The sequence below is a fragment of the Candidatus Tisiphia endosymbiont of Thecophora atra genome, assembly GCF_964026395.1.
In the GTDB taxonomy this organism is placed as follows: domain Bacteria; phylum Pseudomonadota; class Alphaproteobacteria; order Rickettsiales; family Rickettsiaceae; genus Tisiphia.
Window position 1 is genome coordinate 708,024 of record NZ_OZ032145.1, and the last position, 19,170, is coordinate 727,193.

18 protein-coding genes and 1 tRNA gene are annotated in these 19,170 nt (G+C 32.2%); 11 read left to right on the forward strand and 8 right to left on the reverse strand.

What is annotated here, in order from left to right:
- Window positions 1-61: 61 nt before the first annotated feature.
- Window positions 62-295 (reverse strand): hypothetical protein, encoded by a 234-nt coding sequence (locus tag AAGD45_RS03520; protein WP_341762020.1) that lies wholly within the window; start codon window positions 293-295, stop codon window positions 62-64.
- Window positions 296-829: 534 nt separating this feature from the next.
- On the opposite strand from AAGD45_RS03520, the gene AAGD45_RS03525 reads away from it, so the two are divergent.
- The 8 genes from AAGD45_RS03525 to AAGD45_RS03565 all read left to right on the forward strand — a co-directional run bounded on the left by AAGD45_RS03525 (window position 830) and on the right by AAGD45_RS03565 (window position 8,536).
- Window positions 830-2,332, forward strand: a complete 1,503-nt coding sequence (locus AAGD45_RS03525; RefSeq protein ID WP_341762021.1) for an NTP/NDP exchange transporter — start codon at window positions 830-832, stop codon at window positions 2,330-2,332.
- Between the two features lie 97 nt (window positions 2,333-2,429).
- Window positions 2,430-2,505: transfer RNA gene (locus tag AAGD45_RS03530), tRNA-Phe, on the forward strand.
- A 157-nt stretch (window positions 2,506-2,662) separates the two neighbouring features.
- Window positions 2,663-3,691: a UDP-3-O-(3-hydroxymyristoyl)glucosamine N-acyltransferase gene (gene lpxD, locus AAGD45_RS03535; protein ID WP_341762022.1), complete on the forward strand. Its 1,029-nt coding sequence runs from the start codon at window positions 2,663-2,665 to the stop codon at window positions 3,689-3,691.
- Between the two features lie 270 nt (window positions 3,692-3,961).
- Window positions 3,962-4,396 (forward strand): 3-hydroxyacyl-ACP dehydratase FabZ, encoded by a 435-nt coding sequence (gene fabZ, locus AAGD45_RS03545; protein WP_341762023.1) that lies wholly within the window; start codon window positions 3,962-3,964, stop codon window positions 4,394-4,396.
- Between the two features lie 2 nt (window positions 4,397-4,398).
- Window positions 4,399-5,214 (forward strand): acyl-ACP--UDP-N-acetylglucosamine O-acyltransferase, encoded by an 816-nt coding sequence (gene lpxA / locus AAGD45_RS03550; RefSeq protein ID WP_341762024.1) that lies wholly within the window; start codon window positions 4,399-4,401, stop codon window positions 5,212-5,214.
- A 1-nt stretch (window position 5,215) separates the two neighbouring features.
- On the forward strand, window positions 5,216-6,043 hold the full coding sequence (locus AAGD45_RS03555; protein ID WP_341762025.1) for an LpxI family protein: 828 nt from the start codon (window positions 5,216-5,218) through the stop codon (window positions 6,041-6,043).
- 526 nt (window positions 6,044-6,569) lie between these two features.
- Window positions 6,570-7,928 carry a PleD family two-component system response regulator gene (locus tag AAGD45_RS03560; RefSeq protein ID WP_341762026.1) on the forward strand — a complete coding sequence of 453 codons (1,359 nt, stop codon included), beginning with the start codon at window positions 6,570-6,572 and terminating at the stop codon, window positions 7,926-7,928.
- A 104-nt stretch (window positions 7,929-8,032) separates the two neighbouring features.
- Window positions 8,033-8,536: an RNA pyrophosphohydrolase gene (locus AAGD45_RS03565; protein ID WP_341762027.1), complete on the forward strand. Its 504-nt coding sequence runs from the start codon at window positions 8,033-8,035 to the stop codon at window positions 8,534-8,536.
- Window positions 8,537-8,603: 67 nt separating this feature from the next.
- On the opposite strand, the gene AAGD45_RS03570 is transcribed toward AAGD45_RS03565, so the two are convergent.
- Window positions 8,604-9,107 (reverse strand): Na+/H+ antiporter subunit E, encoded by a 504-nt coding sequence (locus AAGD45_RS03570; RefSeq protein ID WP_341762028.1) that lies wholly within the window; start codon window positions 9,105-9,107, stop codon window positions 8,604-8,606.
- Window positions 9,094-10,650, reverse strand: a complete 1,557-nt coding sequence (locus tag AAGD45_RS03575; protein ID WP_341762029.1) for a DHA2 family efflux MFS transporter permease subunit — start codon at window positions 10,648-10,650, stop codon at window positions 9,094-9,096. The genes AAGD45_RS03570 and AAGD45_RS03575 overlap by 14 nt, the downstream gene beginning before the upstream one ends.
- Window positions 10,651-10,809: 159 nt before the next feature.
- On the opposite strand from AAGD45_RS03575, the gene AAGD45_RS03580 reads away from it, so the two are divergent.
- Complete coding sequence (locus AAGD45_RS03580) at window positions 10,810-11,751, forward strand: hypothetical protein (protein ID WP_341762030.1); 942 nt, start codon at window positions 10,810-10,812, stop codon at window positions 11,749-11,751.
- 105 nt (window positions 11,752-11,856) lie between these two features.
- Here AAGD45_RS03580 and AAGD45_RS03585 read toward each other — a convergent pair whose 3' ends face one another.
- The 3 genes from AAGD45_RS03585 to AAGD45_RS03595 form a co-directional block, all read right to left on the reverse strand.
- The gene (locus AAGD45_RS03585) at window positions 11,857-13,479 is read right to left on the reverse strand and encodes a hypothetical protein (RefSeq protein ID WP_341762031.1); all 1,623 of its coding nucleotides are present in this window, start codon (window positions 13,477-13,479) and stop codon (window positions 11,857-11,859) included.
- Between the two features lie 141 nt (window positions 13,480-13,620).
- The gene (locus AAGD45_RS03590; RefSeq protein WP_341762032.1) at window positions 13,621-15,042 is read right to left on the reverse strand and encodes a DASS family sodium-coupled anion symporter; all 1,422 of its coding nucleotides are present in this window, start codon (window positions 15,040-15,042) and stop codon (window positions 13,621-13,623) included.
- A gap of 97 nt (window positions 15,043-15,139) precedes the next feature.
- The gene (locus AAGD45_RS03595; RefSeq protein WP_341762033.1) at window positions 15,140-15,406 is read right to left on the reverse strand and encodes a BolA family protein; all 267 of its coding nucleotides are present in this window, start codon (window positions 15,404-15,406) and stop codon (window positions 15,140-15,142) included.
- Between the two features lie 80 nt (window positions 15,407-15,486).
- Between AAGD45_RS03595 and AAGD45_RS03600 the strand changes: the two genes are divergently transcribed.
- Window positions 15,487-16,701, forward strand: a complete 1,215-nt coding sequence (locus tag AAGD45_RS03600; RefSeq protein WP_341762034.1) for an EAL domain-containing protein — start codon at window positions 15,487-15,489, stop codon at window positions 16,699-16,701.
- A gap of 274 nt (window positions 16,702-16,975) precedes the next feature.
- On the opposite strand, the gene AAGD45_RS03605 is transcribed toward AAGD45_RS03600, so the two are convergent.
- Together AAGD45_RS03605 and AAGD45_RS03610 are read right to left on the reverse strand one after the other, a co-directional pair.
- A complete protein-coding gene (locus AAGD45_RS03605; protein WP_341762035.1) occupies window positions 16,976-17,278 on the reverse strand; it encodes a hypothetical protein in 303 nt (100 codons plus the stop codon).
- Between the two features lie 269 nt (window positions 17,279-17,547).
- On the reverse strand, window positions 17,548-18,195 hold the full coding sequence (locus tag AAGD45_RS03610) for an HD domain-containing protein (RefSeq protein ID WP_341762036.1): 648 nt from the start codon (window positions 18,193-18,195) through the stop codon (window positions 17,548-17,550).
- Window positions 18,196-18,377: 182 nt separating this feature from the next.
- Between AAGD45_RS03610 and AAGD45_RS03615 the strand changes: the two genes are divergently transcribed.
- Window positions 18,378-19,121 (forward strand): class I SAM-dependent methyltransferase, encoded by a 744-nt coding sequence (locus tag AAGD45_RS03615; protein WP_341762037.1) that lies wholly within the window; start codon window positions 18,378-18,380, stop codon window positions 19,119-19,121.
- Window positions 19,122-19,170: the final 49 nt, after the last annotated feature.

The following is a 19,170-nucleotide window of genomic DNA, read 5'->3' on the forward strand; positions in this document are numbered from 1 at the left end:
AGCAATTATCTTTTAAAAAAAATTAAATATTTTTATCTGTATTTTATATCAATAAAAAATATTATTGATTAACAACAAATAAGCGTTTTTGTTGAATAAGCTTATGACAAACTTCAAGTAATTTACACATACAAGCTACAATTAGCTTAACTTTTTGCTCTTTTATTAAGTTTATAAATTCTTCATGACCTGATTGCTCATTTAAAAAACAGTGATATATTGGTTTATTATTTAGCATATATACACATATATCAAGCCATTTTTTACTTACACCTAGACCTATTATTTTATTCATAGTATAATTTCCTTCATCTTATTGTACAAGGCTACTGCATTGCAGCATCTTCTACAATTTGTTCAAAGCAAACTTAACGATAAGAGGGTACTTATTCTATGCACGACTATTTCAGTCTAGCTCTTATCAAGTTACCCTCTTATAACTACTTATAATAACCTGAATTCGATGTAACAAGTTACATCGAATTCAGTATTATATATAGAAACAATCAGGTTTGAAGCGGCTGCCCACCTGATTGTTAAAATATAACACTCCATTCAATATGTGATTTTAACAATTAAAATCACATATTGAATGATAAAAAAAGTTAAAATGCACCCGCGTCAGCCGCTTCAAGAGTGCATTTTTCCTTATAACAAAGCAAGTATCGATATAAGAATTATTAATTCTTATATCGAACTGAGGTTATAATATGTTTTTAAGATATAAGAACCTATAATTAGACCTATCTAGCAAAAGGTAATCATTTCGTTTGACTTTTCTTGTATATATCTGTATAAGTCCACTGACTTATAATAATAATAAAATAGTATGAATAAGGTAGAAAATAATAGTTATTTCTCAGAAATGAGAAGAGTAGTTTGGCCAATTGAATGGCATGAAAATAAGAAATTCTTACCTATGGCTGGCATGATGTTTTGTATTTTGCTCAACTATTCCACTCTTAGATCGATAAAAGATGGATTTGTGGTAACAGCTATTGGTCCTGAAGCAATAAGTTTTGTAAAAACCTATGTTGTTTTACCAATGGCAGTACTACTTATGGTTGCTTACGTAAAGCTTTGTGATATTTTAAAACAAGAAAATGTTTTTTATGCTGTAACTAGTTTTTTTCTTGCATATTTTGTCCTATTCACTTTTGTCTTATATCCTTACCCAGAGTTGGTGCATCCCAATCCTGAAACAATTGATACATTAAGTATTGCATATCCAAATTTTAAGTGGTTCATTAGGGTAGTTGGTAAGTGGAGCTTTGCAATCTTTTATGCTATATCAGAACTTTGGGGAAGTATGATGCTTAGCTTATTATTTTGGCAATTTGCTAACCAAATTACTAAGACTGAAGAGGCAAAGCGTTTTTATTCTATGTTTGGTATGTTAGCAAATTTATCTTTACCAGTTACTGCATTAATACTTGGCTATTTTTTAAGCAAAGAAACTCAAATAGTTTCAGAAGAACTGAAATTTACGCCACTATTTGTTATTATGATGAGTAGTGCTGTAGTTATCATGTTGTTATATAGATGGATGAATCAGCATGTTTTAACCGATCCTACTTTATATGACTCAACAAGTAAAGCAAACAAGAAAGGCAAGGTTAAGTTATCTCTCATAGAAAGCTTCAAAATGATTTTTAGCTCAAAATATTTAGGACTTATTGCCTTACTAATTATATGTTATGGTGTGTCAGTAAATCTTGTAGAAGGTGTATGGAAATCAAAAATTCAGCAGCTATATCCAACTAAAGAAGAATATACCATGTATATGGGGCAATTTCAGGCTTGGCAAGGTGTGACAGCTATATTATTCATGATTGTTGGTTCTAACATTTTAAGAAGGGTTTCTTGGTTTACCGCCGCTATGATTACTCCTGTGATGATGTTAATTACTGGTATTGCTTTTTTTGTTTTCATTTTCTTTGATAGTACTATTGCGATGTATGTTACTGGTCTATTCACTTCTGGACCTTTGGCAGTAGCAGTGATGATTGGGATGATTCAGAATATTTTAAGTAAGGCAACAAAATATTCACTATTTGATGCTACCAAGAATATGGCATATATTCCTCTTGATAAGGATCTTAGAACAAAAGGTCAAGCGGCAGTAGAAGTTATAGGTGGTAGGTTCGGTAAATCTGGTGGTGGTATTATCCAGTCAACATTCTTTATCTTGCTCCCTGCTTTTACCTTCACTGAAGCTACACCTTATTTTGCTGGTGTGTTTTTTGTTATTGTAATATTGTGGCTATACGCGATCAAAGCACTTAATAAGGAATATCAAGTTCAGATATCTGATGTCAAATCCGAAAGTTAGTTGTAACGAAGTTAGATTGATGGGGCTACAACGCGAATTCGGGATAAGAATTTGTCAATTCTTATCCCGAATTGGGGTACAATAGGTCTGTTCATGCGGCTAGATAGCTCAGTTGGTAGAGCAAAGGACTGAAAATCCTTGTGTCGCCGGTTCGATCCCGGCTCTAGCCACCATCTCTATGATAAATCTCTTATACTATACTTCTAGATTGTATAATAACTATTATACAATAATGAACAATATTCTGAAATATAAATTATTGTAAGAAAACTTGAGTATTTTCTAACTGGCGTTTATACTGTTGCCATTATTTTGTAAAATTAAATAACCATGATAAACTCACGTTTTTATAAAAAATCTGCTCCTTATAAATTATCAGAAATTGTAAAATTAATAGATGCTAAGATAGTATACTCAAATGATTTGTTAATCTATAATGTTAAGTCATTAGAAGAGGCTGATGTTGGTGATATAAGTTTTTTAATTCATAACAAATATATTATTCAATTCCAAAACACTAAAGCTTCATGCTGCATAGTCCCAGAGGATTTTTCGCACGAATCTAATAATGGAACAATTTTATTAAAAACAAAAAATCCGTATTTTGCTTATGCAAAATTAGTAGATTTATTTTATAGTAAAGCAAAAACTTATCCTAACAAAATTATGCCTTCTAGCTATATTGCAGATTCTGCTATTATAGGAAAGAATTGTTATATAGGACATAATGTTGTTATTGAAGATCATGTTATAATAGGAGATAATTGCATTATAGAATCTGGGACGAGTATAGATTTTGGAGTAGTAATAGGTAATAGAGCGTTAATACACTCAAATGTTTCAGTAAGTTACAGTATAATAGGTGATGATGTGGTAATATTAGCGGGAGCGAGAATTGGACAAGATGGATTCGGTTTTGCAACAGATAAAGGAATTCATAAGAAAATTTTGCATACTGGTATGGTAAAAATAGGGAATAATGTTGAAATAGGTAGTAATACTACTATTGATAGAGGATCGATAAATGATACAATAATAGAAGATTTTTGTAGAATAGATAACTTAGTGCAGATAGGACATAATGCTATAATAGGACGGGGGTCAGTTGTTGTTGCCCAAGTAGGTATAGCAGGTAGTACTAAGGTAGGAGCATATTGTGCTTTAGGTGGGCAGTCAGGCATATCCGGACATATAGTACTAGGCGATAAAGTCCAAGTAGCAGCCAAATCTGGCGTGATAAAAGATGTTGCACTAGGAGCTACAGTTGGTGGATATCCTGCAGTACCAATTAGAGATTGGCATAAACAATCAGTAATTATGAAGCAACTTGTAAACAAAAAAATGAGTTTAGATAACTAAAAAATCTATGTTTTAAGAATTTAAGATAATAGCATGTCGTCCTTTAAATGATTACAAGCTCGATTTAAGATTTGCTGACCTAAAAATAGACTTCTTTCGAAACTCGCTTATGCTGAGGGATTTGAAGGAGACGCGGAACCTCGACCCGCAGTGTACTCTAATGTACGTGAGGATTCGAGTACCGCATCGACGTACAAATCACCAGCAGAAGTAGAGTTTCGAAAGAAGTCTAATGAAATAGCTTACAGATAAGAAAGAGGAATGTATATAATGACAATTAATATTATAGAAATAATGGAAATGCTACCTCATCGTTATCCATTTTTATTAATAGATAAGGTGCTAGAATTTAAGCTTCATGAGTCTATTGTTGGTATCAAGAATGTTACTTTTAATGAGCCGCAATTTACTGGTCATTTTCCTACAAAACCAGTAATGCCTGGTGTACTAATTATTGAGGCTATGGCTCAACTATCTGCTATTTTAGTAGCCAAATCAATGGACTTCAAAGATAAAGATGTTTTCTTTATGACTATTGAAGAGGCAAAATTTCGTAAAGTTGTTGAGCCAGGTGATACATTACATATTTATGCTAAAATAGAACAAAATAGAGGCTCTGTTTGGAAATTTTCAAGTAACAGCAAAGTTAATGATCATATAGTTGCAGAGAGCAAATTTACTGCAATGGTTAAAAATAGGAATTAACAATGACCTTATCAGCTATACATGCAACTGCCATAATAGATACAAAGGCTTCGATTGGTAACAATGTCAGAGTCGGTCCTTTTTGTACTGTTGGGCCGAATGTGGTTTTGGCGGATAATATTGAGTTAAAATCGCACGTAGTTATAGAGGGAAAAACAAAAATTGGTGCTAATACAGTTATATATCCATTTGCTTCTATTGGTCAGCCCCCTCAAATACTTAAGTATGAGGGAGAAGAGTCAGAGGTTATCATAGGTAATAATAATACTATTAGAGAATATGTAACTATTCAAGCCGGTAGTAAAGGTGGTGGTATGGTTACCTCTGTAGGTAATAACTGTTTATTGATGGTTGGAGTGCATATAGCACATGATTGTATTGTGGGTAATAATGTAATTCTTGCTAACTATGTTAGCCTAGCTGGTCATGTTAAAGTTGATGATTATGCCATTATAGGAGGTCTTTCTGCTGTTCTGCAATTCGTACGTATAGGACAACATTCGATGGTGGGTGGTATGTCTGCAGTGAGCAAAGATGTGATTCCATTTGGGCTAGCTACAAATGAAAGGGCATTTCTTGAAGGAATAAACTTAGTTGGGATGAAAAGACGTGGCTTTGATAATCAGGAAACGCTTGATACTATAAAAGCCGTAGATGAGATTTTTATTGGCGAAGGTATTTTTACTGATAGAATTGAGATAGTTTTAAAGCAATATAAAGGTAATCCTATTGTAGAACAAATTATCACTTTTATAAAACAGGATCTTAGTAGAGCATTTTGCCAGCCAAGACAAGTTGAACATGATAAGGTAAGTTAAAATGTTGCAAATATACCCTTTAAAGCAAAAGAGTATAGTTGGAATTATAGCAGGAAATGGCTTATTGCCAATTTCACTCGCCAATAGTTTCATTAAGCAAGGCGGGCAATGTTATATCGCAGCTTTGGAGGGAGAAGCAAATCCGGTATTGTATAAGGATTTTACCCACCAATTTTTTAAAATCGGTATGGTTAAGCCAATAATTGAATATTTTCGTAAGTATGATGTAAAAAATATAATTCTTGCTGGTAGTGTAAATCGTCCTAATTTGCGATCAATTAAAGTAGATTTAATGGGATCAAGGTTACTTGCACGCATATTGAAACAAAAATTTTTAGGAGATGATAAACTTCTTAGTATAGTGACAGATTTCCTAGAAGAAAAAGGGTTTAAAGTAATTTCTAGTTATGAAATATTAAGAACAAATAATGATGTTATGACCATAGCTGTTCCATCTAAAATAGATAACACAGATATTGAACTGGGGATAAAGCTATTAGATAGTATAGGATATCTTGATGTAGGACAGTCAGTAATTGTTGATAATGGGTATATTATAGGTATTGAAGCGGCTGAGGGTACAGATAATTTAATAGAAAGATGTTCATATTTACGTAAAAATTCTATAGGTGGTGTACTTATTAAAATGATGAAGAAAGATCAAGATACTAGAATTGATATACCTACAATAGGAGCAGAGACAATAAGTAACTTAGCTAATTATGGTTATAAAGGATTAGCCATACAGAAAGATAAAGTGATTATTCTAGAGATAGAAAGAACTATTGGACTCGCTAATGAATGCGGACTTTTTATTAAACTTATTTAGTGTATCTATACTCAAATGATCAGGGCAGTTTAAAAGTCCCAACTAATGATAGAAAAGTTTGTTTTTTAAAATGCATAAATGTCTATTAGCGAGGAGCCGCAAAGCGGCGACGTGGCAATTCAAAAGTTGCAGTGGCAAAAAATAAAACAGCGAGCTGTTTATTTGGATCGCCACGCCACTTTGTGGCTCGCGATGACAACTATTTATTTCTATAATTTAGTATTTTATATCATTAGTTGGGACTTTTAAATTACCCTAAAAATTGCAGTAACTGATTTTCTTGACAAAACAGTACAAAAAATTCAGAATAAAATTCTTTCGCGTATAAATGATAATTTCTAGGCTAGAATACCAAATTTTATTGATATTTGAAACATTTTCTTCAAATTATTTGAGTAATATTACTTAGTGCTATGAAAAATTCATGCTACAATAAAAAAAAATTTTTTCCAAGAAACATGAGACCTATTACAAAATTCACTTATGTGTAAGGATTTGAAGAGTCTGTAGAAAAATATATTACTTTATGACAGCCAATGTACTAGTAGTTGATGATATAGAATCAAATGTTAAATTACTGGAAGCTAAACTTTTAGGAGAATATTATACAGTCTTTACTGCCAATAACGGCAAAGATGCATTGAATGTTCTTGCCCTTAATAGAATTGATATAGTATTACTTGACGCCATGATGCCTAATATAGATGGATTTGAAACCTGTAAACGAATTAAGTCTAATCCTTACACTATTCATATACCAGTGATTATGGTTACGGCTCTTTCTGATACTGAGGATCGCATAAAAGGTCTTGAAGCTGGAGCTGATGAATTCTTAACAAAACCTATTGATGACACTGCTCTTTTTGCAAGGGTACGATCTCTTGCTAGAATGAAGGCGGTTATTGATGAACTCAAACTTAGAAACACTACTAATGCTGAATTAGGTGGTGACGTCATAGAGGTAAAAGATAATTTTTCAGATAGTAAAATACTTTTAGTTAACGATGATATAGTGCAGGCAAGAAACATAAATAAAACGCTTCTCAGCCTTACCCCCAATATCAAAATAATATCTGATATCAATGAATTGAAGAAAGATAGCGAATATATCCCGGATTTAGTAATTATCAGCTGCCAATTAGAGCAAGGAGATCCTTTAAGAATAAGCGTAATGCTACGGTCTGATGCTAAATTCCATGATACGGTACTCATATTACAAGCTGAAGAAGAAAATACATCGATAGTTATCAAAGGTTTAGAGCTGGGTATTAATGATTATTTTACATACCCAGTAGATAAAAACGAGCTATTAGCTAGAATCAGAACTCAATTGAAAAGAAAACATTACCAAGATACTTTACGCAATGATTTAGAGTTAAGCGTAAATTTGTCGATCAAAGATGGTTTGACAGGCATATTTAATCGTCATTATTTTGATACACACATAAAGCAAATGGTAAAAAAATCTACTGATAGTAAAAGACCTTTATGCTTACTTATGTGTGATATTGATCATTTTAAGCAAGTTAATGACACTTATGGTCATCAAGCAGGAGACATAGTGCTAAAAACCATTGCTAATGTTCTGAAGAACATTTTTAGGGTTACAGACTTGGTTGCTAGATATGGCGGAGAGGAATTTGCTATCCTTTTAAATGACATAACGATTGACGAAGCTATGTATATAGCGCAGCGGGCAAGAACAAGAGTGGAGTCTATCGATTTTAAAGTTAAAACGCAGAAAGATCCTATTAAGAAAACTATCTCCATAGGAGTAACTGAATACAAAATTGGGGAATCTATTAGTGATTTTATAGAACGTACCGATAAAGCTCTGTATCAAGCAAAGGAGGACGGAAGAAATAAAGTGATAAGAATAATTTAGATACACAAATGAAGATTCATCAGCTATACTAGACTTATTGTAAAACTAGCTTATGAGAGGGTAATTCTTAAAGAAGTCTACCTTTCATATAAAAACCTAAAATCATGAAAAATGAAACTATTTGTAAATGTTATCGTGAATTGCCATATAGGCCAAGTGTAGGCATGATGATAATAGATAGTGCTAATAGAGTATTTGTTGGTAAAAGAATAGATACCAAAATACCAGCTTGGCAAATGCCTCAAGGTGGTATAGATCTAGGAGAAACACCTAGTGTTGCTGCCCTTAGAGAAATGTTCGAAGAGATAGGTTGTAATAAAGGTTATATTATTGCAGAAAGCAAATATTGGTATAGTTATGATGTACCTAAAATTTTAATACCTAAATTATGGGGTGGTAATTTCCGAGGTCAAAAACAAAAATGGTTTCTAATTAGGTTTACCGGTACTAACGAAGATATTAATATTAATACTCGTAACCCAGAGTTTGAGGAATGGCGTTGGGCTAAGTTTGATGAGTTATTATCAATTATAATTCCCTTTAAACGCAAGCTTTATAAAGCTGTAGTTAAGGAATTTGCCCCTATCGTTCATGATATAGTCAATTGATGAGAATTTGGTGATGTCGTCTTCGATCGCTCGCCTATTATCTATAGGCTTCGCTCCATCGTTCCTGCTATCCAATTCTCCTGAATTGACTATAGTCGTTCTTTGAAATGTGCTGAATTCTTTTACTCATAGTAAAATTACCAAATTTTAGATTGTCGATTGATGATTGTTCTAGAGCATGAACTAATAACATACCATTTGATATGTTAAGTGTTACAGTTCCTGGTGTAAGAGTAATAGAATTACTATATATTACAAGACTTGTATCGTTTTTTTGTTCTGAATTAATCCACTCAAAGACTGGCTGTAGATTAAGATTTCTACACCATATAATCTTCATTACTCCTAAGCTAGATACAACTATTTCTTTAATTAACCAAATAAAATATAATATAGAATGATAATTTAAATAAATCCTATCAGGGATCAAATTGAGTTTTATTGCCACAAGATAAGCTATACTGGGGATAATTAAGGAAAACAACAATGCAAAAATATCAGTAGGTACTCCTGTTAAGCCAAACAACACTAATAACAAAATAATTAAAGTAAAGATTTTAGTGTGCATCATACTTTCCTCTACCTTTAACAGTTGATGTAAACGGTAGAAAGATCATTACCACAAAAAATAATGCACTTATAATACCAAAAATGCTATTTATCGCAATTACAAATGCTTCCTTATTTATATTACTGGCTAACCAAAAATACGAAGCCTTTTCTGGATCAACCACTTTACCATCCAATGATTGTCCTAGAAATTGTAATTTCATTAGAATAGAGGGTGAAGTGGAAGAAATATTCTCATTTAAATATTGGCTAAAAATCTTAGTTTTATCTGTAAGAAGTAGGCTAATAACTGCAAGACCAACAGCTCCTCCAAGATTACGGGTAAGATTATATAACCCACTAGCATTCCCTACTTTATCTTTACTCACGCTATCTAAAGCAATATTATTAGTAGGTAAAAAGCAAAACATCATCGCCAGTCCCCTAATAAATTGTGGTAAAAAAAACTCGGCAAATTTAGCATCTGCTGTTAAAAAACTATTTAGGTAGCAACCTAAACTAAACGTAGCTAGACCGATAGCCAGCATAATTCTCAAATCTAGTCCAGAGCCAAGCATTTTTCCTGCAAGTGGAGCTGACAGAAATTGTGCCATACCAGTAACCATCATGGTAAAACCAATTTGCACAGTATTAAAACCAGCTATTGTAAATAAAAATAAAGGTAATAAATAGACTGCACCATATAGCCCTATACCTATGACAAAAGAGTAGATACAACCAAAAGTAAAATTTTTGTTAGCAAAAGTTGTTATATCTAAGATTGGATTAATAAATGTCAGTTCTCTAATAACTAACATAATAAATCCAACAACAATTAGTATGATAAGGAATAATATCAAATTATCTTCTATCCAGCCTTTCTTATTTCCTTCTTCTAAAACATATTGCAAAGAAGCAAGAGTAACAGTCAGTAAAATAATGCCAACAAAATCAAAATTCTTGAGCAAATTGTAATTAGGTTGATCAAAATCAGCGTATAAATATACGACCACACAAACAAAAATACCAGGTATTACATTGAGTAAAAACATAAAATGCCAAGATAAGTTTTCAGTAATGTAACCACCAAGTGTTGGTCCAAGTGTTGGGGCTATTGTTACGACTAATCCTACTATCACAGTAACTACTGGGCGTTTTGAGGCAGGAAAAATTATAAATACTGTACTAAAGACAGTTGGTATCATTGCACCACCAAAAAATCCTTGTAAAGCTCTAAAAATAATCATTGTTTCTATATTGCTGGCTAGCGAACATAGAATACTCATAACGGTAAAACCAAGAGCAGCAATAAAATAAGAAATTCTAGTGGAGAGAAGCTTGGCTGTAAAACCGGTTATTGGTATTATAATCACTTCTGCTATAAGATATGATGTTTGAACCCAAGATAATTCATCACTAGAAGCAGAAAGGCCGGCTGCAATGACTGATAAAGAACTGGCAACAATTTGAATATCCAACACTGCCATAAACATTCCTACTATCATTGCAAAGAATGCAAGTAACTGCTTATTTGATAGAGGGGGAGGGTCAAGATCTTGTTGCATAGAAAATGAAACCTAATTATAGCATATCACTTATATCACAAAAGTAACAATCTTACAAGCAAATATCCTCAAAAAATATATATTTGATAAAATTATTTAGTAGTATCTAATAGAATAAACTATAATAACTTATGTATTTAAATAGCGGGTTAGTTACATATGTCTAAGAGAAAATCTAATGATTTGAGTAAGAAAATACAAAATATTGATGAAAAATTTGAGAAAACACTTGGCGAGTTAGATAAGAAATTGTTTGAATCCGAGGTGGTGACAGGTATGATTAATGACTCATTAGATAGAATGGGTGGTTCTGTTTCTTCTTCGGAAGTAGATAAGTTGATGGAAGAAATACAATCTGAAGTTAATTTAGATAATAAATATGCTGAATTAGGTAAACGAAAAGATCGAGAAATAGAAGATAGACTTAAGGCTCTAAGAGATTCAAGACCTAAGGAAGAAACATTAAAGAATTCTGCAACTCCAACTGTGGAAGGTCCAATTCCAACTGTAGACGATTTGCGAGAAACACTGAAAAAATTAAAAGAAGATGAGAAAAAAATACTTCAGTCAACAAAACCAATAGGTAAAGTAGCCCCACGTCCAAGGAATAATAATTTAGCAGCTAATTCTCGTAGGGTACAGGAGCAGAAACCATCTAAGCCACCAAAAATTAACAATAATAATAGACGACACGATATTCCAAAGGAAAACGCTATTTTGGATGATATAAAGCTGGAAAAAAGCTGGTTTGCAAAGATTATAGATAAGGTTGTTGATATTGTTAAAGAACTCTTGAACAATTCACAAAATCAAGATACTCCATCTCCTAAACAACAAGATCTACAACAAAATCTACAGGAGTTCAGGCAGAAAAGACAAGAAATATTAGCACCAGTAATACAGGCACAAAAGAAAGCAAAATTATTAAAAGAAGAACAAAAAGTGAGCAGAGAAGTATCCAAGGCAAAAAAACTAAGGAATAGTTTCGCAAAGCATGATAATAATAAACCTTTGCGTTCTAGTACTTCATCTATTATTTCACCACCTAGTACTCCTCCAGTAAAACCACCAGTAAATAAGAACGATAGGGGTGGTAGGTAACTTACATCTTTTAAAAGCCATACACTTTGAAGATATCGATGTCATCCTAAACTTGTTTCAGGATGACGTCCCACGAGTCCAAAGATGTGGGTAATGATAGGTGAGTTACATTGAATGTTGATTGTTATCTATAGAATTACTTCTCTGCAGTTTTTTCCGATGAAGAAAGCGTTCTTCTTCTTGTAATAAATTTGGTACAGATTTACTTTTTCGTAACTGTGCTATAACCTCAGGTGTTACGATCTCTTTAGCAGATTTTTTAGCAGCCTCCATAGCTTTCGTTAATGGGCTATAATCCCTTATTACCTTAGGTTGTTTATAAAAAGGATTATGTGTCCTACCTAGATCTTTTAAAAGGCTTAGTGTACCTTTTGCAGCTGCTGTCAGTATATTATTACTTTTGTTCTTTTCTTTAGTTTCAGGTTCAGTTGCTTTTTCATTAGGTTTTTCTTCAAATTTATTGACTGCTGTATGAAGTGTAGCTCGTTTTTGCTCATCGGTTAACTTGTTATAATTTTTGTCAAACATCAGTTCAGTTAAAGCTTGTTGATATATATCAAATTTATTTTGTTTTTGCTCATCGGTTAACTTAAAATAATCTTTATCTTGTATTAATTCAGCCAAAGCTGCAGTTTGGATATGTTGTTTTTGGGTGATCTCACGTAGCTCTCGTAAATTCCTATAATAGGCAACATCATCCTTACGGAGTTCATCATTAATATTGATTTTAAATGCTGTAGTAAGGTTAGCTGAGTCCTTTTCAGTTACACCTGAGCCAATTATAGAAATAGCTGAAAGTGTACCACTTTTTAGTGCTGTAAGAATCTTAACAGGATTCCCACTAGTAGCAGCAGTTATGTTAGACGCTAAATTAGCGGCATTTTGAAGATTATCAACTATGAATTTGCTTGCACTAAATGCCATTTCTACTTTGGGATCTACATAGTGGTAATGTTTATCTTTGCCATTTGGAACATGATTATTTGGGACATGTAATTTCTTTTCCAATGCCTTGGCTAATTTGGGATCGAGTAGTAGTAAGTATTGTTGCTTGTCTATGTCCCCTCGATTTTGCATCAATAGGTCATTTTCTTGTGCAAGTTTACGGAGTCTTCTTGTTTTGATAACATCAGCTACTATTTCGCTAGTTACTCCAGCTAATGCTATTGCAGCCGCGGTCAAAGCTGCTGGAGGGGAGACCCCGGCTAGTGTTACTATTGCAAGCGCAATTGTAACAGTACGACCTATAGCACTACCAAATAGCACCTTCGCCAATTTTGTATCTAACAGCCACTCTATACCCTTGAAAAGTCTTGTACTCTTTGTCCAATTCCCAACAGCTTTAATTTTATTTAAAAATCTCTTAAATTTTGATTCTGTCTTTGGTTCTGTACTTTCCTGTTCTAAAGATTTTGCAAATTCATCTGAAATTTTAACTTCATTTGTTTTAACCGATTTTAATCTTTCACTTTTCTCTTGCTCAATTATATGTAAATCATCTTTACTTTTTACAGATTTTTGAGAGGGAGTACGTTTTAACTTATTTTCACGTTCAAGCTCCATATCATCAAAGCTTTTGGAAAGCTCTGCTTTTCTTTGCTTGGGTTGCACTGTTTGATTGTCTAACGTATTAGCTATTTCTATCTCTTTAGGTACAATTGTAGTACTATCTATCTCAGAACTTTCAAGGTTTTCAAACGGCGTAGATTCTTTTTTGTCATCTGTCATAATATACTACCTATTGGTATTAGACTCCTATCATATTTAATCTTAAAAGAGAGTCTAACAGCAAATTATACAAGATTAAAGACTAATTCTATAATAAATAAAATTATTCAGCAATGATTGCTATATATTCTAGTAGCAATTCTACCACAAACCTAGTGTTTTCCACCACATACCACCTATAAAAATCCATATAATGCCATATACTAGACTCAAAACTAAACCAAGATACCACCATGTTCTGATCTTCATATATCCTGTCTCAAAATATATTGGAGCACTACTGAGTCCATAATGAGTAAGACCCGAAGATAATATTGATAAAAAACTAAGTAGCAATGCAGATAGTAAACTAGGCATTTTAGCATGTATAAATAACGCTAGAAAAGTAGGAAAAAGTATAGCAATATGGGTTGTAGTACTGGCAAAAAAGTAATGTATATAAAAATATATTACAGAAAGTATAATTATACCAATCATTGGAGAGAAAAAACTTAATAAATTGTCTCTAAGTTTATCACTAACCCATGCTATTAAACCAAAATCAGACAAAAAACTTGAAATCATAACTAAAGTGCCATACCAAATAAAGGTATGCCATGCACCTTTATCTGCAAGAGTATCTTCAAACTTAATTACTTTGCATAATAATAAAATACATACGCCTAACAGTGCGACTGTAGTAGCTGATAATCCCCATTTACTGCCAAGCATCCATAAAAAAATTAGAATTACAAAAGTTATTAGCATAATAATCTCTTGCAATGATATATTACCTATTTCTTGCAATTTTGCCCTAGCTATTTGTATAGCAGATGGATCGTATTTAATTGAGGGTGGATGTAAATAATAAAGAATAAGAGGCATGACAGCAAGAGAAATCACGCCTGGCACTATAGCTGCTATTGCCCAGTCACTCCATGAAATTATAATCCCAGCATCAGCTGCGAACTTAACAGCTAAAGGATTAGCGGCCATAGAGGTAATAAACATAGCACTAGTTATCACATTTGATTGAAAGACTACTTTCATGAGAAATCCACCGTTTGAAACGGATGTTTCGTAATTTGTTTTATTAGAGTAAGCAGTGCAGAGTGACTGAGCGATAGGAAAAATTATCCCTCCTCCCCTAGCACATACACTAGGAATGAAAGGTGCGAGTATAAAATCAACAATTACTAGAGCATATGAAAGACCAAGGGTACTTTGCCCGACAAGTAGAATGATGTGATAAGCTATCCGCTCCCCAAAGCCTGTTTTTATAAAACCCTGAGCAATAAAAAAAGCAAGCAGCACCAGCCATATAATGCTATGACTAAACCCGGATAGACTTTGTTCTAAGGAAAGGGTTTGGGTCAGAATACAACAAAGTATGCTAAATAAGGCTATAGCACCCATAGGTAAAGGATTAAGAATTATAGCCGTAATAGTGGTAATAAATATAATAGAAAGATGCCATACTTTAACATCAAGTCCTTCAGGGGTTGGTATATACCATATTACACAAGCTAAAATAACAAGAATTAGAATAGGTAAATTTTTGTTCCAATTACACATATTAGGCATAATAAATTTATTTCAAGATCGAGTAAAATCTTATTTGAATGAACCTTGTCCATTCTTACGTAATATAATTGATTGTCAAGAAAAAAAGAAGAGTTTATTAATCAGTAGGTGAGTGGGGTTTTTTCGTATCAATTGATAATGCGTGTAGTCCGTTAGCTAGTTCATCTGCTAAAAGATTGTTAATTATTTTATGCTGTTCTAGCAAACTTTTTCCTATAAAAGCTGCTGCAAAAATTTTGATCTTAAGATGACTTTCAGTAATGCCACCATTATGGCTAGCATGCTTGTAACTTTCGTCAACTATTTCGCAATAATGTGGTTTTAACACATCTAGTTTTCTTTTTATTCTATTTATTTTGGTCATAGTTATATATATATAAAATTTTTACTTGTATCAAGTCTACTGGGATTTTAATATTTAGTAAATATTATATTTAGTTGGTTATGGCAAAATTAGATACAAAAATTAGAAATTTGCAATCTGAACTTGATAAAGCCGGGCATGGGTATTGTATCTCTTTTAAGTTATTAAATTACGACGAATTGAATGCCATGATGGGAGGAGATATTTATATAATTGACAAACTTAATAAAATTATTTCTGAAGTTTGTAATGAATTAATTACTACTCCTTCTATATCAGTTTATAAACAAATTGAGCATGATAGAATATTGTTGGTTTTACCCACACTAGACCAAAATCTAGCTAAGGAAGTTGCCCTAAAAATACATTTATTATCTCAACTTTATGTCGATGATCTATTACCTGCAGTTTATATGAATTGCAGTAGTGCTAGCATAGAATTTCCCAAATTTACCAATCAAGCTAAAGAAGTATATAATCTATTAAATTGGCTAGTTTCTTATCAAGGTGACCAAAGTTATTATCGTGAGTATGACCATAAATATTATAATATAGAGTGTGTTAAAGAGTCCAATAAGCAGCTGAATCTCTTAAGAAAAGCTTTATTAAACAAAACAATGGTTTTTGCTTATCAGCCAGTTATTGACCGTAAAACAATGAAAATTCATTACTATGAATGTTTACTAAGGATTCCTGACACAAATAACAATCTATTTTCTGTAGGAGCAATAATTCCAGAAGCTGAAAAGAAAGGTTTAATTTTTATAATAGATCAAATAGTGCTAGAAATGGCAATCAAAGAACTAGATGCTAACCCTAGCTTAGTGCTTGCAGTTAACATTTCAAATATTGGTATATTAGATGTTTCTCTCCTAGAGATAGCAGAAAAACTATTACAAACATATGATGTTTCAGGAAGATTAATTATTGAGATTACTGAGACTACCCTTAATCAGCATTACCAACAAATAAAATTCTTTATGCAGAGATTAAGAAAATTTAGTTGTAAATTTGCTTTGGATGATTTTGGAGCTGGTTTTACTTCATTTAAACAATTACAAAATCTACCAATAGATATTATTAAAATTGATGGTAGTTACGTACGTAACATCACTAGCGATATACAAAGTCAAGATTTCATTAAACGATTAATTAAAATTTCTGAAAATTTAGGTGTTCAAACTGTAGCAGAATTTGTTGAAAATGGGGAGATAGCCAATTTTTTAATTAACTTAAAAATCGATAATATGCAAGGCGATTTCTTCTCACCAGCATCGGTTAACAGAATAAAATAATCATCAGCACGATGTCCCCACAACTGTTGAAGGTTAGAAAAGGGAGCGGTTTTAAAGCTCATCATGGCAGTTTAAAAGTTGCAGAAAAATAACCAAGGTCATTACGAGGAGGCTGTAAGGTCGACGAAGCAGTCCAGTAACATCATTTATCTATAGATTGTTTCCTAGATTACTTCGCTTACGCTCGCTAATAGACGCTGTAGTATAGGTATTTGTAAACTTTCAACAGTTGTACACCGGAGCGTACAACTAGTCACACTACTGAACGAAAAGGTTATATTGGTTGTGCAAAGTGTAACTTAAGCAATTTTATGACTAAGGAATCAAAAAATTGCTTAGAACGACTATAAGCTTGTTTAATTGATCTTATACCTAACTGTAGTACAGAATAACTCCTGCATCCTAACGTTTTCTTCATTTTTATCGGTTGCTCTTGCTCTCCAATTGCTCCTATTTTTATTGCTATTGCATATGCTACAAATAAACATTTTATAAAATTCTCTAATCGTACTTTACTCTTTATATGCGTATTCCATTCTAAAACCATTACTTTTGCACTCTTTAAAGGCAGCTTCAATATCCCATCTCTTGAACGTATTTAGTCTTGAATCTTTCATCTAAAAATGCTTAGGTAGTAATTCGGCTAGTAACATAGAGTTCCACAGATTTTTTTGTATTCAATCTAAAATACTCTATTTTCTAGCTCTTGCAACCACTCCATTTCTTTTGTCCAGTAGTGTGACAACTAGTACGTGAGGAGCAGAGAGCATGAAGTACGACGACGTGATGATTAGTTTTCGGAAATAGTATTAGGTGGTTAATTTTTATTAGAGGGTCAAACACTGCTTACAATTTACAGTTACGACCTAATAGGTATTTTAAAGATATATTAATTAATTCGTTTGCTATATCATTCATATTAAGATGCATAGCAAGTGGTACAAAATAACATAAAGTTTCATTAACTGTTTTATCAATTTTTTCAGAGGATTTTGCGTAAAGAGTTCTCATATTATGCAAACGATCAAAAATTTTAATAATCAATATATCTGACTTTCCTTGAATAAATAAAGAATTAATCATTTCCACGACACTAATCTTTTTTTCTGGTTTTATTCTAGTTAAGTCTTGAACTTGATTAGCAACTTTACTACCAAAGATAATATTAATCGTTTCTTCAGTTATATTTGTATCTTCAAGGCAGTCATGAAGTAATGAGGTAACTATCATGTCTGTTCTAAAAAATCGTGGACGTGTTTGAGCCGTGTAAGTAGCAACCATGTAAGCTACCTCTATTGGATGTGAGTAATATGGCTCTCCTGATTGTCTTTTTTGGTCAGCATGATATTTCCTAGCATAATATATTGCTTTCTTAATTTCAATAATATCCACCTTGTCTTTAATATGTTCATTTAATATTAAAAGCTGGTTTAACAATCTTTTTGAGTATTGACACATTTTGAATTTTATTTGCCAATAATCCTGATCTCTCATAAAGTCTCGTATTTTTATAATAAGTATAAAGAAACCATATATAAACACACTTGGTAAGACTGAAAATAGGGGGCAAGAATAGCATGCTAAAATTATGCTATTGTAATTTAGTGCTTTTTAATTTTAATTCTTATTGTTAAAATAATAAAAAGCAGTTCCTCTAATTGTTCAATGGTAAAATTATGAATAACTGGAAATTAAAAACTATTATTGATTCTTATAGAGAAACTAAGGAATTTAGATTTAATAATTATATTATTAACCCACACGTAAAAAATATTATAGGAAATGTAAGAGACAAGGCTCTATTAGAGATAGGTTGTGGATTTGGTAGATATTTAGAAATTTTCTATGCTGAGAATCCACTGAAATTAGTAGGGTGCGACATTTCTCCTTATCAAGTAGAGCTATGTAAAGAAAATATCAAAAATAGTAATATTGAGTTACATGTATTAGATTTTTCTGATGTTGAAAGTTCTGCAATTTTGGGACAACATGAATACGATATTGTATATAATATCTTTGTGATTTTATATATAGATGTTTTAAGTAAATTAGAAATATTTATCAAAAATTGTTATGAATGCTTAAAACAAGGAGGAAAAGTTATAATATGCACTTTAGATATTATAAGTGCATATTCTTATCCAGAGGTTTTTGATATATTAAAATTTCCCACGAAGTTTTTGAAAGATGAGTACACGGATGGTTGCCCCATAGAAATTAGTATTACAAATGATTGTGTTGTAACGTGCTATCATATGGATTTTGATACTATAAAGAGATTAATGGAAAAATTGGGCTTCAAGAATGTAAGGAAACATAACTTGTTTTTAAAAGAAAATGCTTTACAGAGCTTTACAGAACAAGAATTTAACCTTATAAAAGAATCTAATATACTCTTATTAATAGAGGCAGAGAAATAAATATAATAGACTCACCAATTTTAATCACTTTAAGTTCATTTAATTATAC